This is a genomic window from Leclercia sp. LSNIH3, assembly GCF_002935105.1.
GTDB classification, from domain to species: domain Bacteria; phylum Pseudomonadota; class Gammaproteobacteria; order Enterobacterales; family Enterobacteriaceae; genus Enterobacter; species Enterobacter adecarboxylatus.
In genome coordinates, this window is sequence record NZ_CP026387.1 from 897,212 (window position 1) to 916,577 (window position 19,366).

Consider the following 19,366-nt stretch of genomic DNA (forward strand, 5'->3'; position numbering starts at 1 on the left):
CATTTATGTACAAATGTACACAAACTTGCTAGTGTTGTCTTCTATGTTGTCCTTCTGGTACAGAAACCATGACCGTCATCTCACCGCGCAAAACTTTGCAACGCCGCCTGTGGGCGCTGTTTATGTTCTTCTTTATCCCCGGCCTGTTAATGGCCTCCTGGGCCACGCGTACCCCCGCCATCCGCGACATTTTGTCGGTCTCGACGGCGGAAATGGGCATCGTGTTATTTGGTCTGTCGATAGGGTCAATGAGTGGCATTCTCTGTTCCGCCTGGTTAGTTAAGCGCTTCGGCACGCGGAAAGTGATCCGCGCCACGATGTGCTGCGCGATTGTGGGTATGATGATGCTCAGCGCTGCGCTGTGGTTCGCCTCCCCGCTGGCCTTTGCCCTCGGATTGACCGTGTTTGGCGGCAGTTTTGGCGCGGCAGAGGTGGCGATCAACGTGGAAGGCGCCGCTATCGAGCAGGAGATGAACAAAACCGTGCTGCCGATGATGCACGGGTTTTACAGCCTCGGCACGCTGGCAGGCGCCGGTATCGGCATGGCGCTCACCGCCTCCGGTATCGCCGCCACGACCCATACCTTACTGGCCGCGCTGGTCTGTATCGCCCCAGTTCTGCTGGGGATCACCGCCATCCCGGATGGCAACGGCAAGAACCCCGCAGGTGAAGCCAAATCGGGTGAGAAAGGGCTGCCGTTTTATCGTGATATGCAGCTGATGCTGATTGGCGTGGTGGTGCTGGCGATGGCCTTTGCCGAAGGCTCTGCGAATGACTGGCTGCCGCTGCTGATGGTGGATGGCCACGGATTCAGCCCGACCTCCGGCTCGCTGATTTACGCCGGGTTCACGCTGGGGATGACCGTCGGTCGCTTTACCGGCGGCTGGTTTATTGATCGCTACAGCCGCGTGACGGTGGTTCGCGCCAGCGCCCTGCTGGGTGGTCTGGGCATTGCGTTGATTATTTTTGTCGATGTCGATTGGGTGGCTGGCGTATCGGTGGTGCTGTGGGGGCTGGGTGCCTCGCTCGGTTTCCCGCTGACTATCTCCGCGGCCAGCGACACCGGCCCGGATGCGCCAACCCGCGTCAGCGTGGTCGCCACCACCGGCTATCTTGCCTTCCTGGTGGGACCGCCGCTGCTGGGCTTCCTCGGCGAGCACTACGGCTTACGTAGCGCCATGCTGGTGGTATTAGGATTAGTGATGATTGCCGCCCTGGTCGCCCGGGCGGTCGCCAAACCGGTGACCCAGGCGAACTCGGTCATGGAGAATGGATAATGAGCGTAAAACTGATTGCGGTTGATATGGATGGCACCTTCCTGGACGATGCGAAGCAGTACAATCGCGCGCGTTTTCTGCGCCAGTACGCGCAGATGAAGGAACAGGGCATACGGTTTGTGGTCGCCAGCGGGAACCAGTACTACCAGCTGATCTCCTTTTTCCCGGAGATTGCCGATGAGATCGCCTTTGTCGCGGAAAACGGCGGCTGGGTAGTGAATGCCGGAGAAGATGTTTACAACGGCGAGTTAACGCAGGCCCAGTTCGCCACCGTGGCGGAGTTTCTCTGCACCATTCCTGAAGTCGAAGTGATTGCCTGCGGTAAAGGCAGCGCCTATACCCTCAAGCATTATGGCGAAGCCTTCCACGATCTTGCGGCGAAGTATTATCACCGGCTGGAAAAGGTGGATAAATTCGACAACTTTAACGACATCTTCTTTAAATTTGGCCTGAACGTGTCGGATGACGACATCCCGCGTATCCAGGCAATCATCCACGAAAAGCTGAGCGACATTATGGTGCCGGTCACTACCGGACACGGCAGTATTGACCTGATCCTGCCGGGCATTCACAAAGCCAATGGCCTGCGTCTGCTGCAGGAGATCTGGGGCATCGACAACAGCGAAGTGGTCGCCTTTGGCGACAGCGGCAACGACGTGGAGATGCTGACCCAGGCCGGATTCAGCTTTGCGATGGCGAATGCCCGGGATCACATCAAAGCGGTTGCCCGCTATGAAGCGCCGAACAATAACGAAGAAGGGGTACTGGAAGTGATTGACCGCGTGTTGAAAGGGGAAGCCCCGTTCAACCAGGGCTAAACCCGGCGGCGCGTTACTTGCACCGGCCTACGGGTTTCGTAGGCCGGGTAAACGCAGCGCCATCCGGTAAAACGGCGAGCAGACTGCTTGCTTAATCCGGCTGTAATGAACTGCCCACCTACTTGTCTTTCAGGAACACAAACATCAGCGCCAGCCATAATACGCCGTTCGCCAGGTTGAACAGGCTGAACAGCCCGTTGCCGCCGCTGCTGAAGGCGTGTTTGCTGACTTCGATGCCGACGGTGAAGATCAGCATCTGCAACATACCCATCGCCGCCGATACGGTGCCTTTGCTTATCTCGCTGGCAAACAGCGTCAGGCGCACCAGCCCGGCATTCGCCAGCCCAATACCAAACGCATAGATGCTCAGCCCGGCGGTCATCCACAGATACGCATGGGAAGAGACCACCGTCGCCACCGCCGCAACCACCAGCCCAATCACAATCGGCCAGCCGCCCATAATGATCAACGAGCGCACAGTACGGCGCGACGTCAGACGGGCCAGCACGACGTTGCCCACAATCAGCGCGCCAAAAATGGGCACCTGCAGCAGGCCATACTCGTAGCTGCTGAGCTTTTCGCCACTGATGATGATCACCGGCGACTGGGCAATCCACGCCAGCAGCGGCAGGCAGACAAAACCAATTGCCAGCGCCCCCGCCACAAAGCGAACATTTTTCAGCACCGCTTTATAGTCGCGCCCCAATTCCTGCAGGGAGAGCTTCTCCCCGATGCGGGTGGCGGTTTCAGGCATGGCGCGGTACAGACCGTAAAACGAGATCGCCGCCAGCGCCGCAAAGAGTACGAACATCCCCTCCCAGGGCGCAACATGCACCCAGGCGGCCCCCACAAGCGGACCGAGCAGCGGCGCAATCAGCGCCACGTTAGCCATCAGGGCGGTGATTTTAATGCACACCGCCTCCTCGAAAGACTCCTGAATGGCGGCATACCCGACAGCGCCAATAAAGCACAGGCTGATGCCCTGTAAAAAACGCAGCACCATAAATTGTTCGATGGTTTGCGCCAGCAGGGTCGCCAGGCAGGTGACGATAAACCACACCACCCCGGTTAACATCACCGGGCGGCGGCCAATACGATCCGACAGCGGCCCGAGCAGCCACTGTAAAAACATCCCCCCCGCCAGATAGGCGGTCATGGAGGTGGGAACCCACTCAATCCCGGCGTTGTACTGCTCCACCACCGCCAGCATGCCCGGCTGGATCATATCGTTGCCGATATAGGTAGAGAATTCGTACAGCACCAGACACAGCGGGAACAGCAACGCCTGACGCCCCAGGCGCGTGCGGGAAGAAGAACGGTTTAACATGGGGTCTCAATATCCGATAAAAAATCGCGCAAAGTGTAATGAAATGGCTGCGTCAGAGATAGCAGAAACACGCAGTTGTACAGAAATAACGCACAAATCGCCGTCGTTTAAGGTTGCCTTAAGTTAACGACCGTATGCTTAGACGTTTTTAGTCATTGGCTCTCAGTATGACACAACTCGTCTCCACTTCAGAATTGTCTAAGTTAAAGACTTCTAAGACAAAACCGCTTTACCGTATGCCGGTTCGTTTTTATGGTTACCAGCTCCTTGCGCTGCTGGTTCTGGCCGGGCTTTTTACCTGGCTGGCGCGGGACGAAACGCTGGACAGGATGTTAACGGGCTACTGGTATGACGCGGCGAGCCAGCACTTCCCGCTGCAGCACAACGCGTTGCTGGATCTGCTCAATCATCGCCTGGCGAAATACGCGACCATTGCCGTGGCGGCGGTGACGCTGCTTTACGGCGCGTTCCGGCGTAATGCCCGGCTGGTGACCGCAGCGCTGCTGATGGCGCTGGGTACGGCGGTGGTGGGTTTACTGAAAGCGATCAGCCATCACAGCTGCCCCTGGGATCTGGTGGAGTACGGCGGCAAGGCGTTGTCCTATCCCCTGTTTGACGCAGCGCCTGCTGGCAGTGGCCCTGGCCGCTGTTTTCCGGGCGGCCACGCCTCGAGCGGCTTTATGGTGATGGGATTGTTTTTTGCTTTCTGGCGCGAACGTCCCCGTCTGGCCTGGGCGCTGGTGGCCACGGGTGTCGTACTCGGGCTGGTCATGGGCTATGGCCAGGTGATGCGCGGCGCACATTTCTTCTCTCATAACCTGTGGGCAGGTTGGTGGGTGTGGTTTTCACAGGTGGTGGCCTATGGCCTGATTTCCATCTGGTTTGCAAAAGAGTAACAAGGGTATGTTAGAGAATCTGAACTACGGACTGTTTTACCTGATTAATGCGACGCCAGCATCACCGGAGTGGAGCATCAAACTGGCCATCTTTGTGGCGAAAGATCTGATCAGCATTATGCCGGCGCTGATTGCAATCCTCTGGCTGTGGGGACCGCGTAAGCAGGTGGGTGCTCAACGTCAGCTGGTGATTAAAATCGCCATGGCGCTGGTGATAAGCCTGGCCGCGTCGTGGCTGCTGGGCCATCTGTTCCCGCATGACCGTCCGTTTGTCGATCATGTCGGCTATAACTTCCTGCATCACGCCGCCGATGACTCCTTCCCGAGCGATCACGGTACCGCCATTTTCACCTTTGCCCTGGCATTCCTGCTCTGGCACCGGATCTGGTCAGGTACGGTGTTGATGGTTGTGGCCTGCGCCATCGCCTGGTCCCGCGTTTATCTGGGGGTCCACTGGCCGATGGATATGCTGGGTGGTTTGATGGTTGGGCTGCTGGGCTGCCTGAGCGCACAGATCCTGTGGAACCTGTGTGGAGACGTCCTCTACCAACGCCTCTCGCAGCTGTACCGGTTCTGCTTTGCCCTGCCCATCCGTAAAGGCTGGATACGTGACTAATTTGGGTCTCGCGAGTTAAACTTGAACCCCCGACGTAACGGGGGTTTATTAATGGCTCTGAGGACCTATGGAAACACGACGTGACGAACGGCTGGCTCAACTGATTACCGCGCTTAAGCGCAGCGATAAACTGCATCTGAAAGAAGCCGCCGCACTGCTGGGCGTCTCGGAGATGACTATCCGTCGCGACCTCAACAGTGAAAGCGGGCCAGTCGTGCTGCTCGGCGGCTACATTGTTCTCGAACCTCGTAGCGCCAGCCACTATCTGCTGAGCGATCAAAAAACCCGCCTGGTGGAAGAGAAGCGCAAAGCGGCGCGCCTGGCCGCCTCGCTGGTGCAGCCTCATCAGACGCTGTTTTTTGATTGCGGCACCACGACGCCGTGGATCATAGAAGCCATTGATAACGCTCTGCCCTTCACCGGGGTCTGCTACTCCCTGAATACGTTTCTCGCCCTGCAGGAAAAGCCCGAGTGCCGGGTGATCCTCTGCGGCGGCGAGTTCCATGCCAGCAATGCCATTTTCAAACCGCTCAATTTGCAGGACACCCTCAGCAACCTGTGCCCGGATATCGCCTTTTACTCCGCGGCAGGTGTGCATGTTCGCCAGGGGGCGACCTGTTTTAATCTGGATGAGCTGCCGGTAAAACAGTGGGCGATGAACATGGCGCAGTATCACGTGCTGGTGGTGGATCACAGCAAAATTGGTAAGGTGCGCCCGGCGCGGATGGGGGAACTGACGCGCTTTGATGCCATTGTGAGTAACTGCCGCCCGGATGAAGAGCTGGTGACGTATGCGAAGGCGCAGCAGATTAAACTGATGTACTGAGTGCGGTTTATTGCCCGGCAGCGCTACGCTTGCGCGGGCATACCGGGTCGTTCGTAGGCCGGGTCAGGCGAAGCCGCCACCCGGCTTTGACTTAATTAAACCAGCCGCCAAACCAGTCGTGGAACTTCATCAGCACGTAATCCCACATCCGACCAAAGAACCCGCCCTCTTCCACCGCTTCCATTACGATCAGCGGACGCTGCTCAATCGATTTGCCGTTCAGCTGGAAGTCGATAGATCCGACCACCTGGCCTTTTTTCAGCGGTGCGGTGAGCTGCTTTTCAGTAAGGGTGTAGCTGGCCTTGAGATTTTTCAGTTGGCCGCGCGGAATGGTGACCGAGCCGCTTTCACCGGCACCGAGCTTGACCTCGCTCTTGTCACCAAACCAGACGCGCTGGCTGACAAAGGTGGCATCCGGCTTGATAGGGGTAACGGTTTCGAAGAAGCGGAAGCCCCAGGTCAGCAGTTTTTCTGACTCGTTAAAGCGGATACGGTCGGTTTTGGTGCCCAGCACCACCGAGATCAAACGCATATCGCCCTGGGTTGCCGAAGCCACGAGATTATACCCCGCCCCGGCGGTAGTGCCGGTTTTCATCCCATCCACATTGACGTTGCTGCTCCACAGCAGACGGTTGCGGTTCGGCTGGCGGATCTTATTGAAGGTAAACTCTTTCTCTTTATGGATGGCGTACTCTTCCGGCACATCATGAATCAGGGCCTTACCCAGCAGCGCCATATCGCGGGCGGTACTGAACTGGCCCGGCGCGTCCAGCCCGTGAACGGTCTTGAAGGTGGTGTTGGTGAGGCCTAATTTTTGCGCATAACCATTCATCAAACCAATGAAAGAATCCTGACTGCCGGCCACATAATCGGCCAGCGCGATGCAGGCATCATTCCCAGACTGAATGATTACACCTTTGTTCAGATCGGAAACCGCCACCTGATCCCCCGGCTTGAGGAACATGACCGAGGAGCCGCGCAACGCCGGGTTGCCGGTCGCCCAGGCGTCTTTGCCGATGGTAACCATGTCGGTGAGCTTGATTTTACCGGCCTTCAGCACCTGCCCCACCACGTAGCTGGTCATGATTTTGGTCAGGCTGGCTGGGTCGAGTTTTTCATCCGCATTGCCTTCTGCCAGCACTTTGCCGCTGGCATAGTCCATCAGTATCCAGGCGCGCGCATCAACCGGCGGAGCTTCTGGTGCCGCCTGTTCCGCTGCGTACAGCGAAGGTGCAAAAAGGACCAGTAGCGCAGAACCTGCGACCAGACCGCGTAAAGAAAAAGTTTTTCGCATCATAATGCCACCCGAGTTTCCATTCCAAAAATCACGTCATACCACCGTGTCAAAAGAAGCGATGAGTAATAACGTACTAACGCCTTAAAAAAAACCAAAACCTCGTAAAGTTTTTAAAGTTTATGCAATAACAACCCGATACGCTTTGACCGCATCGATTTTTTTCGCGTCTGTTGCGTATTGGTTTGGTTTATCTCACCATGTAAAGTCATCAACACGGATCTCATCCTGATATCGGCTTTAATTATAAGGGGTTGTTATGATTACTTTGTGGGGCAGGAACAATTCAACCAACGTTAAAAAGGTCATCTGGACGCTGGAAGAGCTGGATTTACCCTTTAAGCAGATCATGGCGGGACTGGAACACGGGGTAAATAAAGAAGCCGAGTATCTGGCCATGAACCCCAACGGCCTGGTGCCCCTGCTGCGGGATGACGAAACCGACCTTACGCTGTGGGAGTCCAACGCCATTGTGCGTTATCTCGCTGCGCAATACGGCCAGAACCGTCTGTGGATCGATGCGCCTGCGAAGCGTGCCGTCGGCGAAAAGTGGATGGACTGGGCTAACCAGACGCTCTCCCCGGCCCACCGGGTGATTTTGATGGGGCTGGTCAGAACCCCGGAAGCCAGGCGCGATTATGCGGCCATCGACGCTGCCAAAGCGACCTGCGAATCGCTGTTCGCCATGATGGACGAGGCGCTGGCGGCACAGCCGTGGTTCTCGGGCGAAGAGTTTGGCGTGGGTGATATCGCCGTCGCCCCCTTTGTCTGGAATCTGACCAACGTGGGCCTGGAGTGGGCGCCGCGCCCGCATCTGGCACGCTGGCTGGCGAACCTGAGCGAACGTCCGGCCTACCGCAGCGTGGTGATGATCCCGGTTACCTGATTTACTCCCTGGACGGGCTGACTTTTAACAGCTGCCCGTCGGATTCATCGGTCAACACGTACAGATAGCCATCCGGCCCGACCCGCACGTCGCGCACTCGCTGGTTGCGGTCGCCGAGGATCCTTCCCTCCTCGGTGACGCTATTGCCACTGACGTTCAGCACAATCACATCTTTATCCTTCAGCGCACCGATAAAGAGTTTGTTCTTCCACTGCGGGAAGACGTCGCTGTTATAGAAAGCCATCCCGCTGAGCGCCGGGGACTTTTTCCAGACAAACAGCGGCGGCTCGGTGCCTGCGACCGTTTCCCCTTTCGCTTCCGGGATGGGCAATCCGCTGTAGTTGATGCCATGCGTCGCCAGCGGCCAGCCGTAGTTTTTGCCTCTTTCCGGGATATTAATTTCGTCGCCCCCGCGCGGCCCGTGCTCATTAAGCCACAAGGTGTTGCTCCACGGGTTCATCGCCATCCCCTGCGGGTTGCGGATACCGTACGACCAAATTTCCGGCCGCGCCTCTTTGGTCTTCACAAAGGGGTTATCGTCCGGTACTGCTCCGTCTTCGGTCAGGCGTACCACTTTGCCCTGTAACTTATCCAGATCCTGGGCCGTAGGGCGCTGGTTATTCTCGCCCAGCCCAATAAACAGGTAGCCTTTGCCGTCGAACACCAGTCTGCCGCCAAAGTGATTGCCGGTAGAGAGTTTAGGCTGCTGTCGGAAGACCACCTTGAAGGCCTCCAGTCGGGTGTTATCGTCGCTCAGACGGCCATACCCCACCGCGGTGCCCGCTTTCCCGTCGTCGCCCGCCTCGGCGTAGCTCAACCAGACCCGGCGCGACGTCGCGAAATCGGGTGCCAGCGCCACGTCAAGTAATCCCCCCTGGCCGCTGTCCCAGACCTTAGGTACGCCGACAATGGGATCAGATAGGCCTTTGCCTGGCTGCCAGCGTTTAAGCTGCCCGCCTTTCAGCGTGATGAGCATGCCCTGATCTTGCGGCAGGAACGCCAGCGCCCAGGGGTGATCGAGTTTATTTTGCAGCACCGCCACCTTCACTTCGGCGGGCGCGGCAAACAGCGAGGCGGATATTAGCAACACTGGCAGGGAAATAAGCGAGGATCGACGCATAACGCACTCCTTTTCGACGTATGGCATAAGACTAGCCACTCAGCGCAGGGGCGTTGATACTTTTACAAAAGCTTAACCAGAAGGGGGAGTTGCCTCCCCCGGGATCAGCTCTGAATCAGCGGTGTATGTGATTTCAGATACTGGATGCAGAGAGTGAGGTCGTTCAGACAGTTTTCCAGCTTCTCTGCGTTGACGGCGATGAACGTCGGGCAATCGTGGTTGCCGGTCATCATACAGACGCCTGCGGTGGTGAGCGATCCGGCGGCGCGATAGAGCATCGCCTGCTCGTCGGCATTGCAATGCGCTCTCAGCTCAGGCGCTTTTTCTCGCATGTAGGTGCAAAGTTCAAAGAAGTTGTCACGCAGATGGTCGCTTTCGCTGACTGACATATACCCTTTCGCTTTCCTTAACTGCAGATAGGCCGCGAGATCAATTCGGGCATTGATCATCTTGTTAAGAAGATCGCGTTTCAGTCTGTCAACGGACATGCTTTTTCCCCCCTTGTCAGCTTAATTGCACCTTCAGATTATGTTTATTTTTTGCTCAAGTTAATGCGTCAGGTCAATAATTCGTGACGGATTAACAAAATTTACAATGTTAAAACAGCAGGCGGAGAGGCTGTGCGGAGGTGGTTGTTTTGACTGAGCATAAAATCATGCTTCTCTTCTATAGCCTGTGGAGTCTCTTAAACGTGGCCGGGATGCTGGACGTTTCGGCCTTTGCTTTTAGCCCGTCTTTGGGATAACGGCACGGACCGCCGGGAGTCCATTAAAGCCGGAATAGGTAAATATAAACAGTTACCTTCCCTGCACAGGGATCTGTATAAATCCCCGCGAGAACGCTGTACAATCCCTGCCCTGATAACTCCCTAACTGACTACTTTTTAATCTATGAGCAATGTTACGCACCAGCCGAAAATCGGCTTCGTCTCGCTGGGCTGTCCGAAAAACCTGGTGGATTCCGAACGTATCCTGACCGAACTTCGCACTGAAGGTTATGACGTCGTGCCGAGCTACGACAATGCCGACATGGTGATCGTTAACACCTGCGGCTTTATCGATAGCGCCGTGCAGGAGTCTCTGGAAGCCATCGGTGAAGCACTCACTGAAAACGGCAAGGTGATTGTCACCGGTTGTCTGGGCGCCAAAGTCGATCAAATCCGCGAAGTCCATCCGAAGGTACTGGAAATCACCGGTCCACACAGCTACGAGCAGGTGCTGGAACATGTGCATCACTATGTGCCAAAACCAAAGCATAACCCGTTCCTGAGCCTGGTGCCGGAACAGGGCGTGAAGCTGACCCCGCGTCACTATGCGTACTTAAAAATTTCTGAAGGCTGCAACCACCGCTGCACCTTCTGCATCATCCCGTCCATGCGTGGCGATCTGGTGAGCCGTCCGATTGGCGAAGTGCTGGCCGAAGCCAAACGTCTGGCGGATGCGGGTGTGAAAGAACTGCTGGTGATCTCCCAGGACACCTCGGCCTACGGCGTGGACGTGAAGCACCGCTCCGGCTTCCACAACGGCGAGCCGGTGAAAACCAGCATGGTCGGCCTGTGCGAACAGCTGTCTAAGCTGGGCATCTGGACACGTCTGCACTACGTCTACCCGTACCCGCACGTTGACGACGTGATCCCGCTGATGGCGGAAGGCAAAATTCTGCCTTATCTGGATATCCCGCTGCAGCACGCCAGCCCGCGTATTCTGAAGCTGATGAAGCGTCCTGGCTCCGTTGACCGCCAGCTGGCGCGCATCAAGCAGTGGCGTGAAATCTGCCCGGATCTGACCCTGCGCTCCACCTTTATCGTCGGCTTCCCGGGTGAAACCGAAGAAGATTTCCAGATGCTGCTCGACTTCCTGAAAGAGGCGCGTCTGGACCGCGTGGGCTGCTTCAAGTACAGCCCGGTAGAAGGCGCTACCGCCAACGAACTGGCGGATCAGGTGCCGGAAGAGGTTAAAGAAGAGCGCTGGAACCGCTTCATGCAGCTGCAACAGCAGATCTCTGCTGAACGTCTGCAGGAAAAAGTGGGCCGCGAAATTCTGGTGATCATCGACGAAGTGGATGAAGAAGGCGCGATTGGCCGCAGCATGGCCGATGCCCCGGAAATCGACGGCGCGGTCTACCTGAACGGCGAAACGAAGGTGAAACCGGGTGATATCGTGCGTGTGAAAGTCGAAAACGCCGACGAGTATGACCTGTGGGGTAGCCGGGTTTAATCCCTGTTAACGCCTGATGACGCTGCGCTTATCAGGCCTGAAAAAAAGGGGACGTAACGTCCCCTTTTTTATTGCTATTAATACTCGAACTGCCGGTAGTAGCGGCGAATATCCAGACTGTGGCCGGTGTAGTGCTCGAAATGGGCAGCAAGACGGTCCACCAGCAAGGTTGAGATGAGGCACGGTGCCAGCAGCCAGCGGAACCGATCATCAATCCCCGCCAGCGCGTACTCACGCGGGTCAAACACCACCAGATTATCGGTAATTTTCGCTGCGAAACGCTCCACGCGGTCGTCCAGCGCCCGGCATTTGCCCTCGCCTTTCACCAGGAACAGCGGGACGTCCTTTTCCAGCAGCTCCAGCGTGCCGTGGAAAAACTCCGCAGATGAAACCGATTTGGTGCGCTTCCACTGCATCTCTTCCAGAATACACATCGAGAAGAGATAGACTTCGCCCCACATCTCCGCGCCGCCAATCCACATCATATAGTCGGCACTGTGATATTTTTGCGCGATGGCATCGGCCTGCGGATCAAATTGCTTTTTCGCGTTCAGGAGATTCTCAGGTAACAGCTCCAGCTGGCTGGCGAAGCGGTCATAATCGTCAAATTCCCCGTTACCCTGAACCAGGCGGAAGAATACCCAGTACAGCAGCATATACTCATATTCCACGCCGTTTTTGTGCCGCATCGGAATATGCCAGGTGGCGGCATTTGCCAGCGGCGAATCGCTATTTTTGGTGATCGCCACCACGCGGATCCCTTGCGCCTTACACCATTCGGCAATCGCCACCGACTCTTTGGTATCACCCGATTTCGAGAGAGTAATCACCACGGAATCTTTATTTAAGCGTTTATGTCCGGCATGGATTAATTCTGCCGCCTGCTCAAGATAAACCGGCAGCTCGGTTAATTCCCGGGCGAAGGCGTTAATCGCCATCATCGGCGCTAACGATCCCCCTACCGAGGCGAAAAATAGCGTGCTGAAGCCCTGCTGAATAATCTCATCAGCGACCTGTTCCGCCTGTTTACGCGCAGCAACAATCTCACGAGCACTGGTCAGGTACTCGTCCTGATTAAAACCTAACATAGTTGTTCTCCTTTAGATTTTACTCTTTAAAACCCGATCGAAGTCGTCGAAGATACGCACCGAGAGATCGATGCCTTTGGCGCAGGCGGTACGCCAGGCCAGAATTTGCAGAGGGACAATCAACAGCAGCGGCGAGAGCAGATGCGGCAGATGGCAGTTCAGCGCCAGGGTATTCTCCTCCCCCTCATCCGTCAGGGTGATCAGGAACGCCTGATTAACCGCCGGAGCCATATAGTCTCTTAGCGCCCGCAGGCGTGGGTTTGGCGCATCCTCAATAAAGAACATCACATGCTCAGCGTTGGCTTCCAGATAGGGGCCATGCATGTACGCCTCCAGTTCAAACCCACCGGACGGCACCCGCACCGTTTCGGTGAACTTGGTTTCGAACTCTTTCGCCACGCCGGTCAGGGCACCTTCACCGATGGCGATAAAGCGCGTGCCGGATTGCAGGGCCTGAAGGTGCCGCTCGAAGAATGCCTCCGTGCGGGCAATCGTGTCGGGGATCGCCGCCGCAAGCTGGTGCAGCGCCGCCAGGGTGTCCTGCGTTTCATGCTCATCGAGCTGCTGTTGCGCCCGGGCAAGCGTCAGCGCGACCAGCAGCAGATTCAGCACCGTGGCGCTAAAGCCGCGGGTCACGAAGCCCACTTTCTCGATCCCGGTATGGATGTCCAGCACCTGGTCGCAGCGGCGACCGATCGGGCTGTCGGGATCCGAGGTCAGGGCAAACACCGGCAGCCCGGCGGCCTGCACTTTTTCCATTGCCGCCAGCGTCGAGGCGCTTTTTCCGCTCTGGGAAACGACCAGCACCATATCCGTGTGCGGGTCGATGACCTCATAGTGCACAAAGTTGTACGGCTCTTTGATGTCCACCAGCAGGCCAAAGCGGTGTTCAAAGAAGTAGCGCGCGCACATCGCTGCATTCAGCGAGGAGCCGGTCGCCAGCACCAGCAGACGGCGCACCGGATGCTGGCGGGCAAAGGCTTCCACGGACGCCAGATGCTGCGGGTAGGCCCCGAGGATCGCCTCAAGCGCCGCGGGCTGCTCTTCGATATAGGTCATCATTGTCGGTTGCATCGTTTTCTCCGCTTAAAACAGGCCAATCCACGAACCCAGAATCCCCACCAGCGCCATGCCACCGATAATGGTGAGCGGTTTGACCTTGCGCCCCAGCAACCAGTAGACAATGCCGAAGCTGACGAGCGGCAACAGGCACGGCATGATGTTGTCGATAATCCCCTGGACCTCGGTTTTCGCCTCCCCCGCGCCGAAGGAGATGGGGATAGTGATGTTGATCATCGAGGCGGCCATTGCCCCCACCACCATCAGCCCGATAATCGAGGCGCCGTAGGTGAGGCTCTCCATCATCCCGCTCTTCTGAACGCGATGAAGCACCCCGGTGCCGAGCACGTAGCCCCAGCGGGTAAAGAGCCAGCGCACCAGAATGTGCGGCACGTTAAACACCAGCAGGAACAGGATTGGCCCCAGGATGTTGCCCTGCAGCGCCAGGCTGGTGCCGATGCCGGTGGCGATCAGGCGCAGCGTGCCCCAGAAGAAGGAGTCCCCCAGCCCGGCCAGCGGCCCCATCAGCGACGCTTTCACGTTGTCGATCGCCGTGCCGTCCATCTCCTGCTGCTGGCTGTTTTTCTCCTCCATCGCGGTGGTGATGCCCAGCAGCAGCGTGACGATATGCGGCGTGGTGTTAAAGAATACCAGGTGGCGTTTTAACGCCGCCGCCAGCGCGGCTTTTTGCGGGTAGAGCTTTTTCAGCACCGGGATCAGGGCATAGACAAAAGCGAGGTTCATCTGCCGCTCATAGTTCCAGGAAAACTCCATCTGGAACGACCGCCAGAACACCCGGCGCAGATCGCGTGCATTGATCGCGTTCTCATCCTGCGTCTCAGGCAGGGTCTCTTCAGAAATCATCTTCGTCGTCATCACTGACTCCTTGATCGGTGGTAGGACGGGGAGCGTTATGCGCAGTCGTGTTGACCATCACTACCGCCACAATGGCACCCAGAATGGCGATACCGGTGACGGGTATTTTCAGGTACGCCATCAGCGCAAAGCCGAGGAAGAAAAAGGGGGCCACTTTTTTGTTGATCAGCAACCGGGCCAGCATTGCAAAGCCCAGCGCTGGAATGATTCCCGTCGCCACGCTTAACCCGTGTTTAATAAATTCCGGGATAGCATCCAGTAAGGATTTCACCGCGCTGCTCCCGACCAGGAACGACACGGTGACCACTGCCGCCAGCATCAGTGACAGACCAAACCCGGCGAGAAGGTGCATTCGCTCGATACCGCGGGTATCCGCCTGCTCGGCATAGCTGTCGGCCTTCTGGCTGAGCATCGGGATAAACATGCCGAGATAGACGTTTTTCAACACCAGGGTCAGGGTGGCAATCGGCAGGCCGAGCAGCAGCGCCGTTTCGGTTCCCGCCCCGGAGGTGATGGCAAACGCCACCCCCAGCACCCCGCCGGTGACCACATCGGGTGGAATCGACGCTCCCACCGAAAACGATCCGATAAACGCCAGTTCCAGCGTCGCCCCCATAATCACGCCCGTCTGTACATCGCCTAACACCAGCCCGGTTAATAATCCGGTGACAATGGGCCGGGAAAGCAGCGAGGTGCCCAGGGCATATTCCGACTGGGCGATAAACGCCACCAGTCCGAGTAACAGTGCCTCTACCATAGTGAGTCCTCAGGAGTTACAGAGATTCCGCTAATAACTGTTTGCGATCGTTAGGCACCTGGCGTATTTCGATCTCAATGCCGTTGCCGACCAGCTGAGTGAGCTTTTCAATTTCGTCCGGCAGCAAATTAATGGCCTTTGAAATATTCCTTGCCCCTTCTTTCGCTTTAATGCCGCCGAGATTAATGCTCTTAATCCCGTCCACCGCGGAGGCTAATCGCCAGGCATCCTCTACCGACTCCACCACAATAAACAGGTGGTATTTATCGGTGACGCCGCTTTTGATGGCCTCAATCGAGTCGTTAATATTTTTAATCACCAGCTTGACCGCAGGCGGCTTGGCCAGCTTGATGGTTGTTTTTCGCAGTTCGTCGTTGGGCACGCTGTCATTGGCAATTAAAATGCAATCTGCCCCGACATATTGCGTCCAGGAAAAGGCCACCTGTCCGTGTAATAAGCGGTGGTCAACACGCAGTAACGTAATCATTATTATTCCTCGCGATCAGAAGTCTTTATCTGCCTGTACCGCACTGGCAATGGTGTGGTTGCAATACTGAATACTTTCCCGGGCGCTGGATAACGCCTCATGGATTAATTTTTCGGTATCCGGTTCATCCGCAGAAATAAGCAAGCCGATGACCAGCGGCAAATTCAGGCCAGCGATCAGATGAAATTTCGGCTGATGCAGATAGCGGATAAATTCGTTATTGACGCTCCCGGCAAAAATATCGGTGATCACAATCACCTCATCCTGCTCCGGCAGGCTGGCAAGTAGCTCAGCCACCTGCCCGGTAACATCCTGGTTCTCGTCGACATAAGCGCAGAGGGTATGGATGTCCTGCTGCTTGCCGAGGATCAACTCGACCGAGTCGAGTACCCCGCGGGCTAAGGTGCCATGGCTGGCAAATATATAATGTCGTTTCATCCTGTCCTCGAAGCTCATTCCACTGTGCAGCTGTTTGCTCTACAGAGAGTGCAACCCACGTGCCAGGAAAAAGTGGCGCGTGGGGGACAGGAGAGAGGGAGGGATTAAAACTCTTGATCTGCCTGAATAAATTCCGTTTCCAGGGTCAGAATATTGTGGATGTAGCACAGCTCGACAACGGGGATTTTGACACTATAACTGCTCTCAATGACACTAAAGGCCTGCCGCAACAACGCCAGCTCGCTTTCAGGACACTGTCGCCCGGCGTAGGTGGTGGGCGAGGCGTTACGGATCAGCCGCTCAATCAGACAGCTGATGTGCACATAGAGCGCCACCTTGCGTTCGTTCGGCACCTGGCAGCCCGCCAGATGCTCATAGCGGAAGACAAACTGCTCCACCTGGTTGATGACTTTGGTGGTATCGAGAATGGTCACCGACTCAATCACCCGCCGCAGGGAGAAGTTCTTCAGCAGCAGATTGTTGATCTCGGCCACCTGCTCCACCGTGGCGATATCGCCAAAGATACGCATCAGCGGCCGCGTCCCCTCCCCGGCAATCAAGGAATCCAGTGAGATCCACGGCACACCGGGCACCTGCGGGTCGAAGGTGCCAACAATCGCCAGCATGTCGTAGCGGTTAAAGGCCACCGCCCGTTCCTGGGCGTCGCTGAGCATCTCGTAGTCGCAGGCGATGATCTCAATGCCCAGCGCCTCCGGGATGCTGGCCTTCAGCAGCTGACAGAGATTGGCCGCCGCGCCAATCCCGGTGATGCAGGTGGTGAGAATAACCCGGGGTTTACTGGCCTGCGGCCAGAAAAGCTGGTGTTCCACCGGCAAATCCGCGCCGATCTCGCGGGCGATTTCCTCGATGTGATGCCCCTGGAGGATCCGCTCCCCGACATACAGCGCCATGCTGGTGGAGACGTTGTTCACAATCGCGACCGGCGTGGAGACGCGGCGCTGGAAGTGGCTGTGGATAGCGTTCAGCGACCCCATATCCACCAGAATCATCAGCCCGGACGCCAGAGCATTGCTTTCGATGTAGTGCATCACCTGCTGGGCAATCGCCTCCGGCGTGACGTCGAGCGGCATGTCGAAGGATTCAAAGACCGTGTGTTTCAACAGGCGGTTTGCCACATTGGCGATGCTGCTGGCGGTGGCGTAGCCGTGGGCGAGGATCACCGCCCGGGTCACCTGGGATTGGCTCACCGCGCCTGCTTTATGCAGCCATAGCACCAGCAACAGCGCGTCGATCCGCTGGGCGTCGATATCGAGCTTTTGCGTCAGGGCGGCGATCATTGCCTGGCAAAAGCGGTACAGCAGGGGATATTTTTGCGCCAGGAAGTCATCCAGCAACCGGACCCGCTCCTGGCTCAGGGCTGACAGCGCACCTGGCGCGCGATGCACCAGATAGTGGCTCAGGGCGTAGATGCCATTGCCGTTAAACTGCACGTTGAACTGCTGCTCCAGCCGGTAAAACGCTTCCCGCACCTGCTGCGTAGTGAGCTGCAATACCGGCGAGGCGGTGGTGTCGCGATGATGAAACACCAGCCTGTCGAACAGGGTTTCGATCTCCTCCCCCATCCGACGGTGGACCTCCTCCCATCCCGAGCGGCCGCTGAGCACCTCTTCGTACAGGGCCAGGACCTGGCACTGCGTATCATGGATCATCCCCTGGGTGCGATCGTGAGCGCGAAGCAGCCACAGCAGGCTGGTTTCCGGCTCGATGGTCAGCGGCTCTTCTGCAACGGGCATTTCGCCCATCGTCGGGATCGCGGCCATTACCTTCTCCGGCAGATCCTGAAGGGTGACGCCAATCGTCTCCTGCCCCCGCTGCCTGGCCCAGGCGGCGGCGACCGCATACTTGACCACGTTTTTCAGCTCGCCTACGTTGCCGCGATAGGGTGCGTGCTGGAGCACCTGGCGCAGGCGGGGCGTCAGATTCAGGCGCACATTCAGCTTTTTCGCCTCCCGCCAGAAGAACTGGAGGATCAGCGCCTCTTTTTCCTGGCGGGATCGTGCCTGGAGGTCGGGTAGCGTGACCAGGATAGGAATGCGGCGCAGGAAGGTGGTTAAAAAGGTGCTGTGCAGCTCCTCGGTGGTGGCGAAGACCAGCCGCGTGGTGATGGGGCGGCCCTGAGCGGTCTCCCCCACCCGGTAGATCTCCTTGCGATCGAGCCAGGTAAAGAGCTTCTCCTGACCCTCGGCGTTCAGACGATGCACTTCATCGAGAAACAGCATGCCGCCGTCGGCGGCTTCGAATGCCCCTTGTTTATCGGTCTGCGCCCCGGTAAAGGCGCCCTTCACATAGCCAAACAGGTTCGCCGCCAGCAGCTCCGGGTTGCTGGCGTACTGGGCGCAGTTAAAGCTCACAAAGGGGGCATCGTCTGCCAGCAGTCCCTGGGAAATAGCGAAGGCGTGCATCAGGTTCGCCATGTAGCTTTTGCCGGTGCCGCTGTCGCCGGTGATCAGCAGCGGCAGGCCGCCAGCGGGATAGAAGAGTGCCGTTTTCAGTTGGGCAATGGCCTTTTTGAGGCTGCCGTCATGCCCGATCAGCAGTGCAAAATGATCCGGCGGCGCCTGCCCGCTGTCGCCGTCGTTCAGCAGCTGGGCGATGCTGTCGTATTCGTTCCCGGCCAGGCCGAAAAATTGCTGGCTGAAGGCTTTTTTATGCAGGAAGTAGACCGGACGGGTATTGATTTTGACCAGCTCCCCCTGGGCCACCAGCTGGTTCAGATAGTGGCTGGCGGTATTGCGTTTGAGGTCAAACCGCTCTGCCAGGTAACTGGCGGTGAAGACTTCGCTCAGGTTTTCGGGGTCGAAAAAATCGGTCTGATTGGCCAGAAAGGTCAGGATTTCATTACGCATGGCTTATCCCACGGCTGGAGTGTCATGGGGGGTATGATGCCCGCAAACGCACGGGCGAAGGGAGGACGACGCCGGGTTATGTGCGCTTTTGTGGGGGAGTGCACAGAATGCCTGAGGGGGAGATAGCGAGAAGGGCGTGCGCAGAATGCCTGAAGCGGGGATAGCGAGAGAAGAGTGTACAGAATGTCTAAGGCGTGGATAGCAAGAATGTTGAGGGTTAAGTGAACGCCACAAACAGTTTCCGCACGGACGATCCCCTTTCCCCTCTGAAAACAGGGTCAGGAATAGTTTCCGCACGGACGATCCCCTCTCCCCTCTGAAAACAGGGTCAGGAATAGTTTCCGCACGGACGATCCCCTCTCCCCTCTGGGGAGAGGGTTAGGGTGAGGGGAACATGCGGCTCTTATGGCCGTTCCGTTCACCTCAGGTTCCTTGCTGCTCTGCTACACCGGAACCGGGGAACGTGCCAGAGGGGCTTACCGCCTCGCCCCTGCCTTCAGGAAGCGCCCCAGCGATTT

18 protein-coding genes are annotated in these 19,366 nt (G+C 57.3%); 7 read left to right on the plus strand and 11 right to left on the minus strand.

Annotated elements, in window-relative coordinates; genetic code table 11:
* Positions 1-68: 68 nt before the first annotated feature.
* A complete protein-coding gene (locus C3F35_RS04395) occupies positions 69-1,277 on the plus strand; it encodes an MFS transporter (protein WP_032617252.1) in 1,209 nt (402 codons plus the stop codon).
* A complete protein-coding gene (locus C3F35_RS04400; RefSeq protein WP_059308420.1) occupies positions 1,277-2,095 on the plus strand; it encodes a Cof-type HAD-IIB family hydrolase in 819 nt (272 codons plus the stop codon). Before C3F35_RS04395 ends, C3F35_RS04400 begins: the two co-directional genes overlap by 1 nt.
* Before the next feature lie 118 nt (positions 2,096-2,213).
* Here C3F35_RS04400 and C3F35_RS04405 read toward each other — a convergent pair whose 3' ends face one another.
* Positions 2,214-3,422: an MFS transporter gene (locus C3F35_RS04405; protein ID WP_103791966.1), complete on the minus strand. Its 1,209-nt coding sequence runs from the start codon at positions 3,420-3,422 to the stop codon at positions 2,214-2,216.
* A 167-nt stretch (positions 3,423-3,589) separates the two neighbouring features.
* On the opposite strand from C3F35_RS04405, the gene C3F35_RS04410 reads away from it, so the two are divergent.
* The 3 genes from C3F35_RS04410 to deoR all read left to right on the plus strand — a co-directional run bounded on the left by C3F35_RS04410 (position 3,590) and on the right by deoR (position 5,760).
* Positions 3,590-4,318, plus strand: a complete 729-nt coding sequence (locus C3F35_RS04410; protein ID WP_103791965.1) for a phosphatase PAP2 family protein — start codon at positions 3,590-3,592, stop codon at positions 4,316-4,318.
* A 7-nt stretch (positions 4,319-4,325) separates the two neighbouring features.
* Positions 4,326-4,934 carry an undecaprenyl-diphosphate phosphatase gene (gene ybjG / locus C3F35_RS04415; RefSeq protein ID WP_103791964.1) on the plus strand — a complete coding sequence of 203 codons (609 nt, stop codon included), beginning with the start codon at positions 4,326-4,328 and terminating at the stop codon, positions 4,932-4,934.
* A 67-nt stretch (positions 4,935-5,001) separates the two neighbouring features.
* Positions 5,002-5,760: a DNA-binding transcriptional repressor DeoR gene (gene deoR, locus C3F35_RS04420; RefSeq protein ID WP_032617246.1), complete on the plus strand. Its 759-nt coding sequence runs from the start codon at positions 5,002-5,004 to the stop codon at positions 5,758-5,760.
* 91 nt (positions 5,761-5,851) lie between these two features.
* On the opposite strand, the gene dacC is transcribed toward deoR, so the two are convergent.
* Positions 5,852-7,057, minus strand: a complete 1,206-nt coding sequence (gene dacC / locus C3F35_RS04425) for a serine-type D-Ala-D-Ala carboxypeptidase (RefSeq protein ID WP_103791963.1) — start codon at positions 7,055-7,057, stop codon at positions 5,852-5,854.
* Between the two features lie 256 nt (positions 7,058-7,313).
* On the opposite strand from dacC, the gene C3F35_RS04430 reads away from it, so the two are divergent.
* Positions 7,314-7,940 carry a glutathione S-transferase family protein gene (locus tag C3F35_RS04430; RefSeq protein ID WP_103791962.1) on the plus strand — a complete coding sequence of 209 codons (627 nt, stop codon included), beginning with the start codon at positions 7,314-7,316 and terminating at the stop codon, positions 7,938-7,940.
* Position 7,941: 1 nt separating this feature from the next.
* On the opposite strand, the gene C3F35_RS04435 is transcribed toward C3F35_RS04430, so the two are convergent.
* Entirely contained in the window at positions 7,942-9,060 is a 1,119-nt protein-coding gene (locus tag C3F35_RS04435) for a PQQ-dependent sugar dehydrogenase (protein ID WP_103791961.1), read from the minus strand.
* Between the two features lie 104 nt (positions 9,061-9,164).
* Entirely contained in the window at positions 9,165-9,548 is a 384-nt protein-coding gene (gene bssR / locus C3F35_RS04440; RefSeq protein WP_103791960.1) for a biofilm formation regulator BssR, read from the minus strand.
* A 402-nt stretch (positions 9,549-9,950) separates the two neighbouring features.
* Here bssR and rimO point away from each other — a divergent pair, with 402 nt between their 5' ends.
* The gene (gene rimO, locus C3F35_RS04445) at positions 9,951-11,276 is read left to right on the plus strand and encodes a 30S ribosomal protein S12 methylthiotransferase RimO (RefSeq protein ID WP_032617233.1); all 1,326 of its coding nucleotides are present in this window, start codon (positions 9,951-9,953) and stop codon (positions 11,274-11,276) included.
* Positions 11,277-11,353: 77 nt separating this feature from the next.
* On the opposite strand, the gene C3F35_RS04450 is transcribed toward rimO, so the two are convergent.
* The 7 genes from C3F35_RS04450 to C3F35_RS04480 all read right to left on the minus strand — a co-directional run bounded on the left by C3F35_RS04450 (position 11,354) and on the right by C3F35_RS04480 (position 18,848).
* Complete coding sequence (locus C3F35_RS04450; protein WP_077227462.1) at positions 11,354-12,364, minus strand: SIS domain-containing protein; 1,011 nt, start codon at positions 12,362-12,364, stop codon at positions 11,354-11,356.
* Positions 12,365-12,376: 12 nt separating this feature from the next.
* Positions 12,377-13,438: an SIS domain-containing protein gene (locus C3F35_RS04455; protein ID WP_077227461.1), complete on the minus strand. Its 1,062-nt coding sequence runs from the start codon at positions 13,436-13,438 to the stop codon at positions 12,377-12,379.
* A 12-nt stretch (positions 13,439-13,450) separates the two neighbouring features.
* Positions 13,451-14,299: a PTS system mannose/fructose/sorbose family transporter subunit IID gene (locus C3F35_RS04460; protein ID WP_032617230.1), complete on the minus strand. Its 849-nt coding sequence runs from the start codon at positions 14,297-14,299 to the stop codon at positions 13,451-13,453.
* Entirely contained in the window at positions 14,277-15,056 is a 780-nt protein-coding gene (locus C3F35_RS04465) for a PTS mannose/fructose/sorbose/N-acetylgalactosamine transporter subunit IIC (RefSeq protein WP_032617229.1), read from the minus strand. Before C3F35_RS04465 ends, C3F35_RS04460 begins: the two co-directional genes overlap by 23 nt.
* A 16-nt stretch (positions 15,057-15,072) precedes the next feature.
* Entirely contained in the window at positions 15,073-15,543 is a 471-nt protein-coding gene (locus tag C3F35_RS04470; protein WP_103791959.1) for a PTS sugar transporter subunit IIB, read from the minus strand.
* 15 nt (positions 15,544-15,558) lie between these two features.
* Positions 15,559-15,981, minus strand: a complete 423-nt coding sequence (locus C3F35_RS04475; protein ID WP_103791958.1) for a PTS sugar transporter subunit IIA — start codon at positions 15,979-15,981, stop codon at positions 15,559-15,561.
* A 104-nt stretch (positions 15,982-16,085) separates the two neighbouring features.
* Positions 16,086-18,848: a sigma 54-interacting transcriptional regulator gene (locus C3F35_RS04480; RefSeq protein ID WP_103791957.1), complete on the minus strand. Its 2,763-nt coding sequence runs from the start codon at positions 18,846-18,848 to the stop codon at positions 16,086-16,088.
* Between the last annotated feature and the right edge of the window lie 518 nt (positions 18,849-19,366).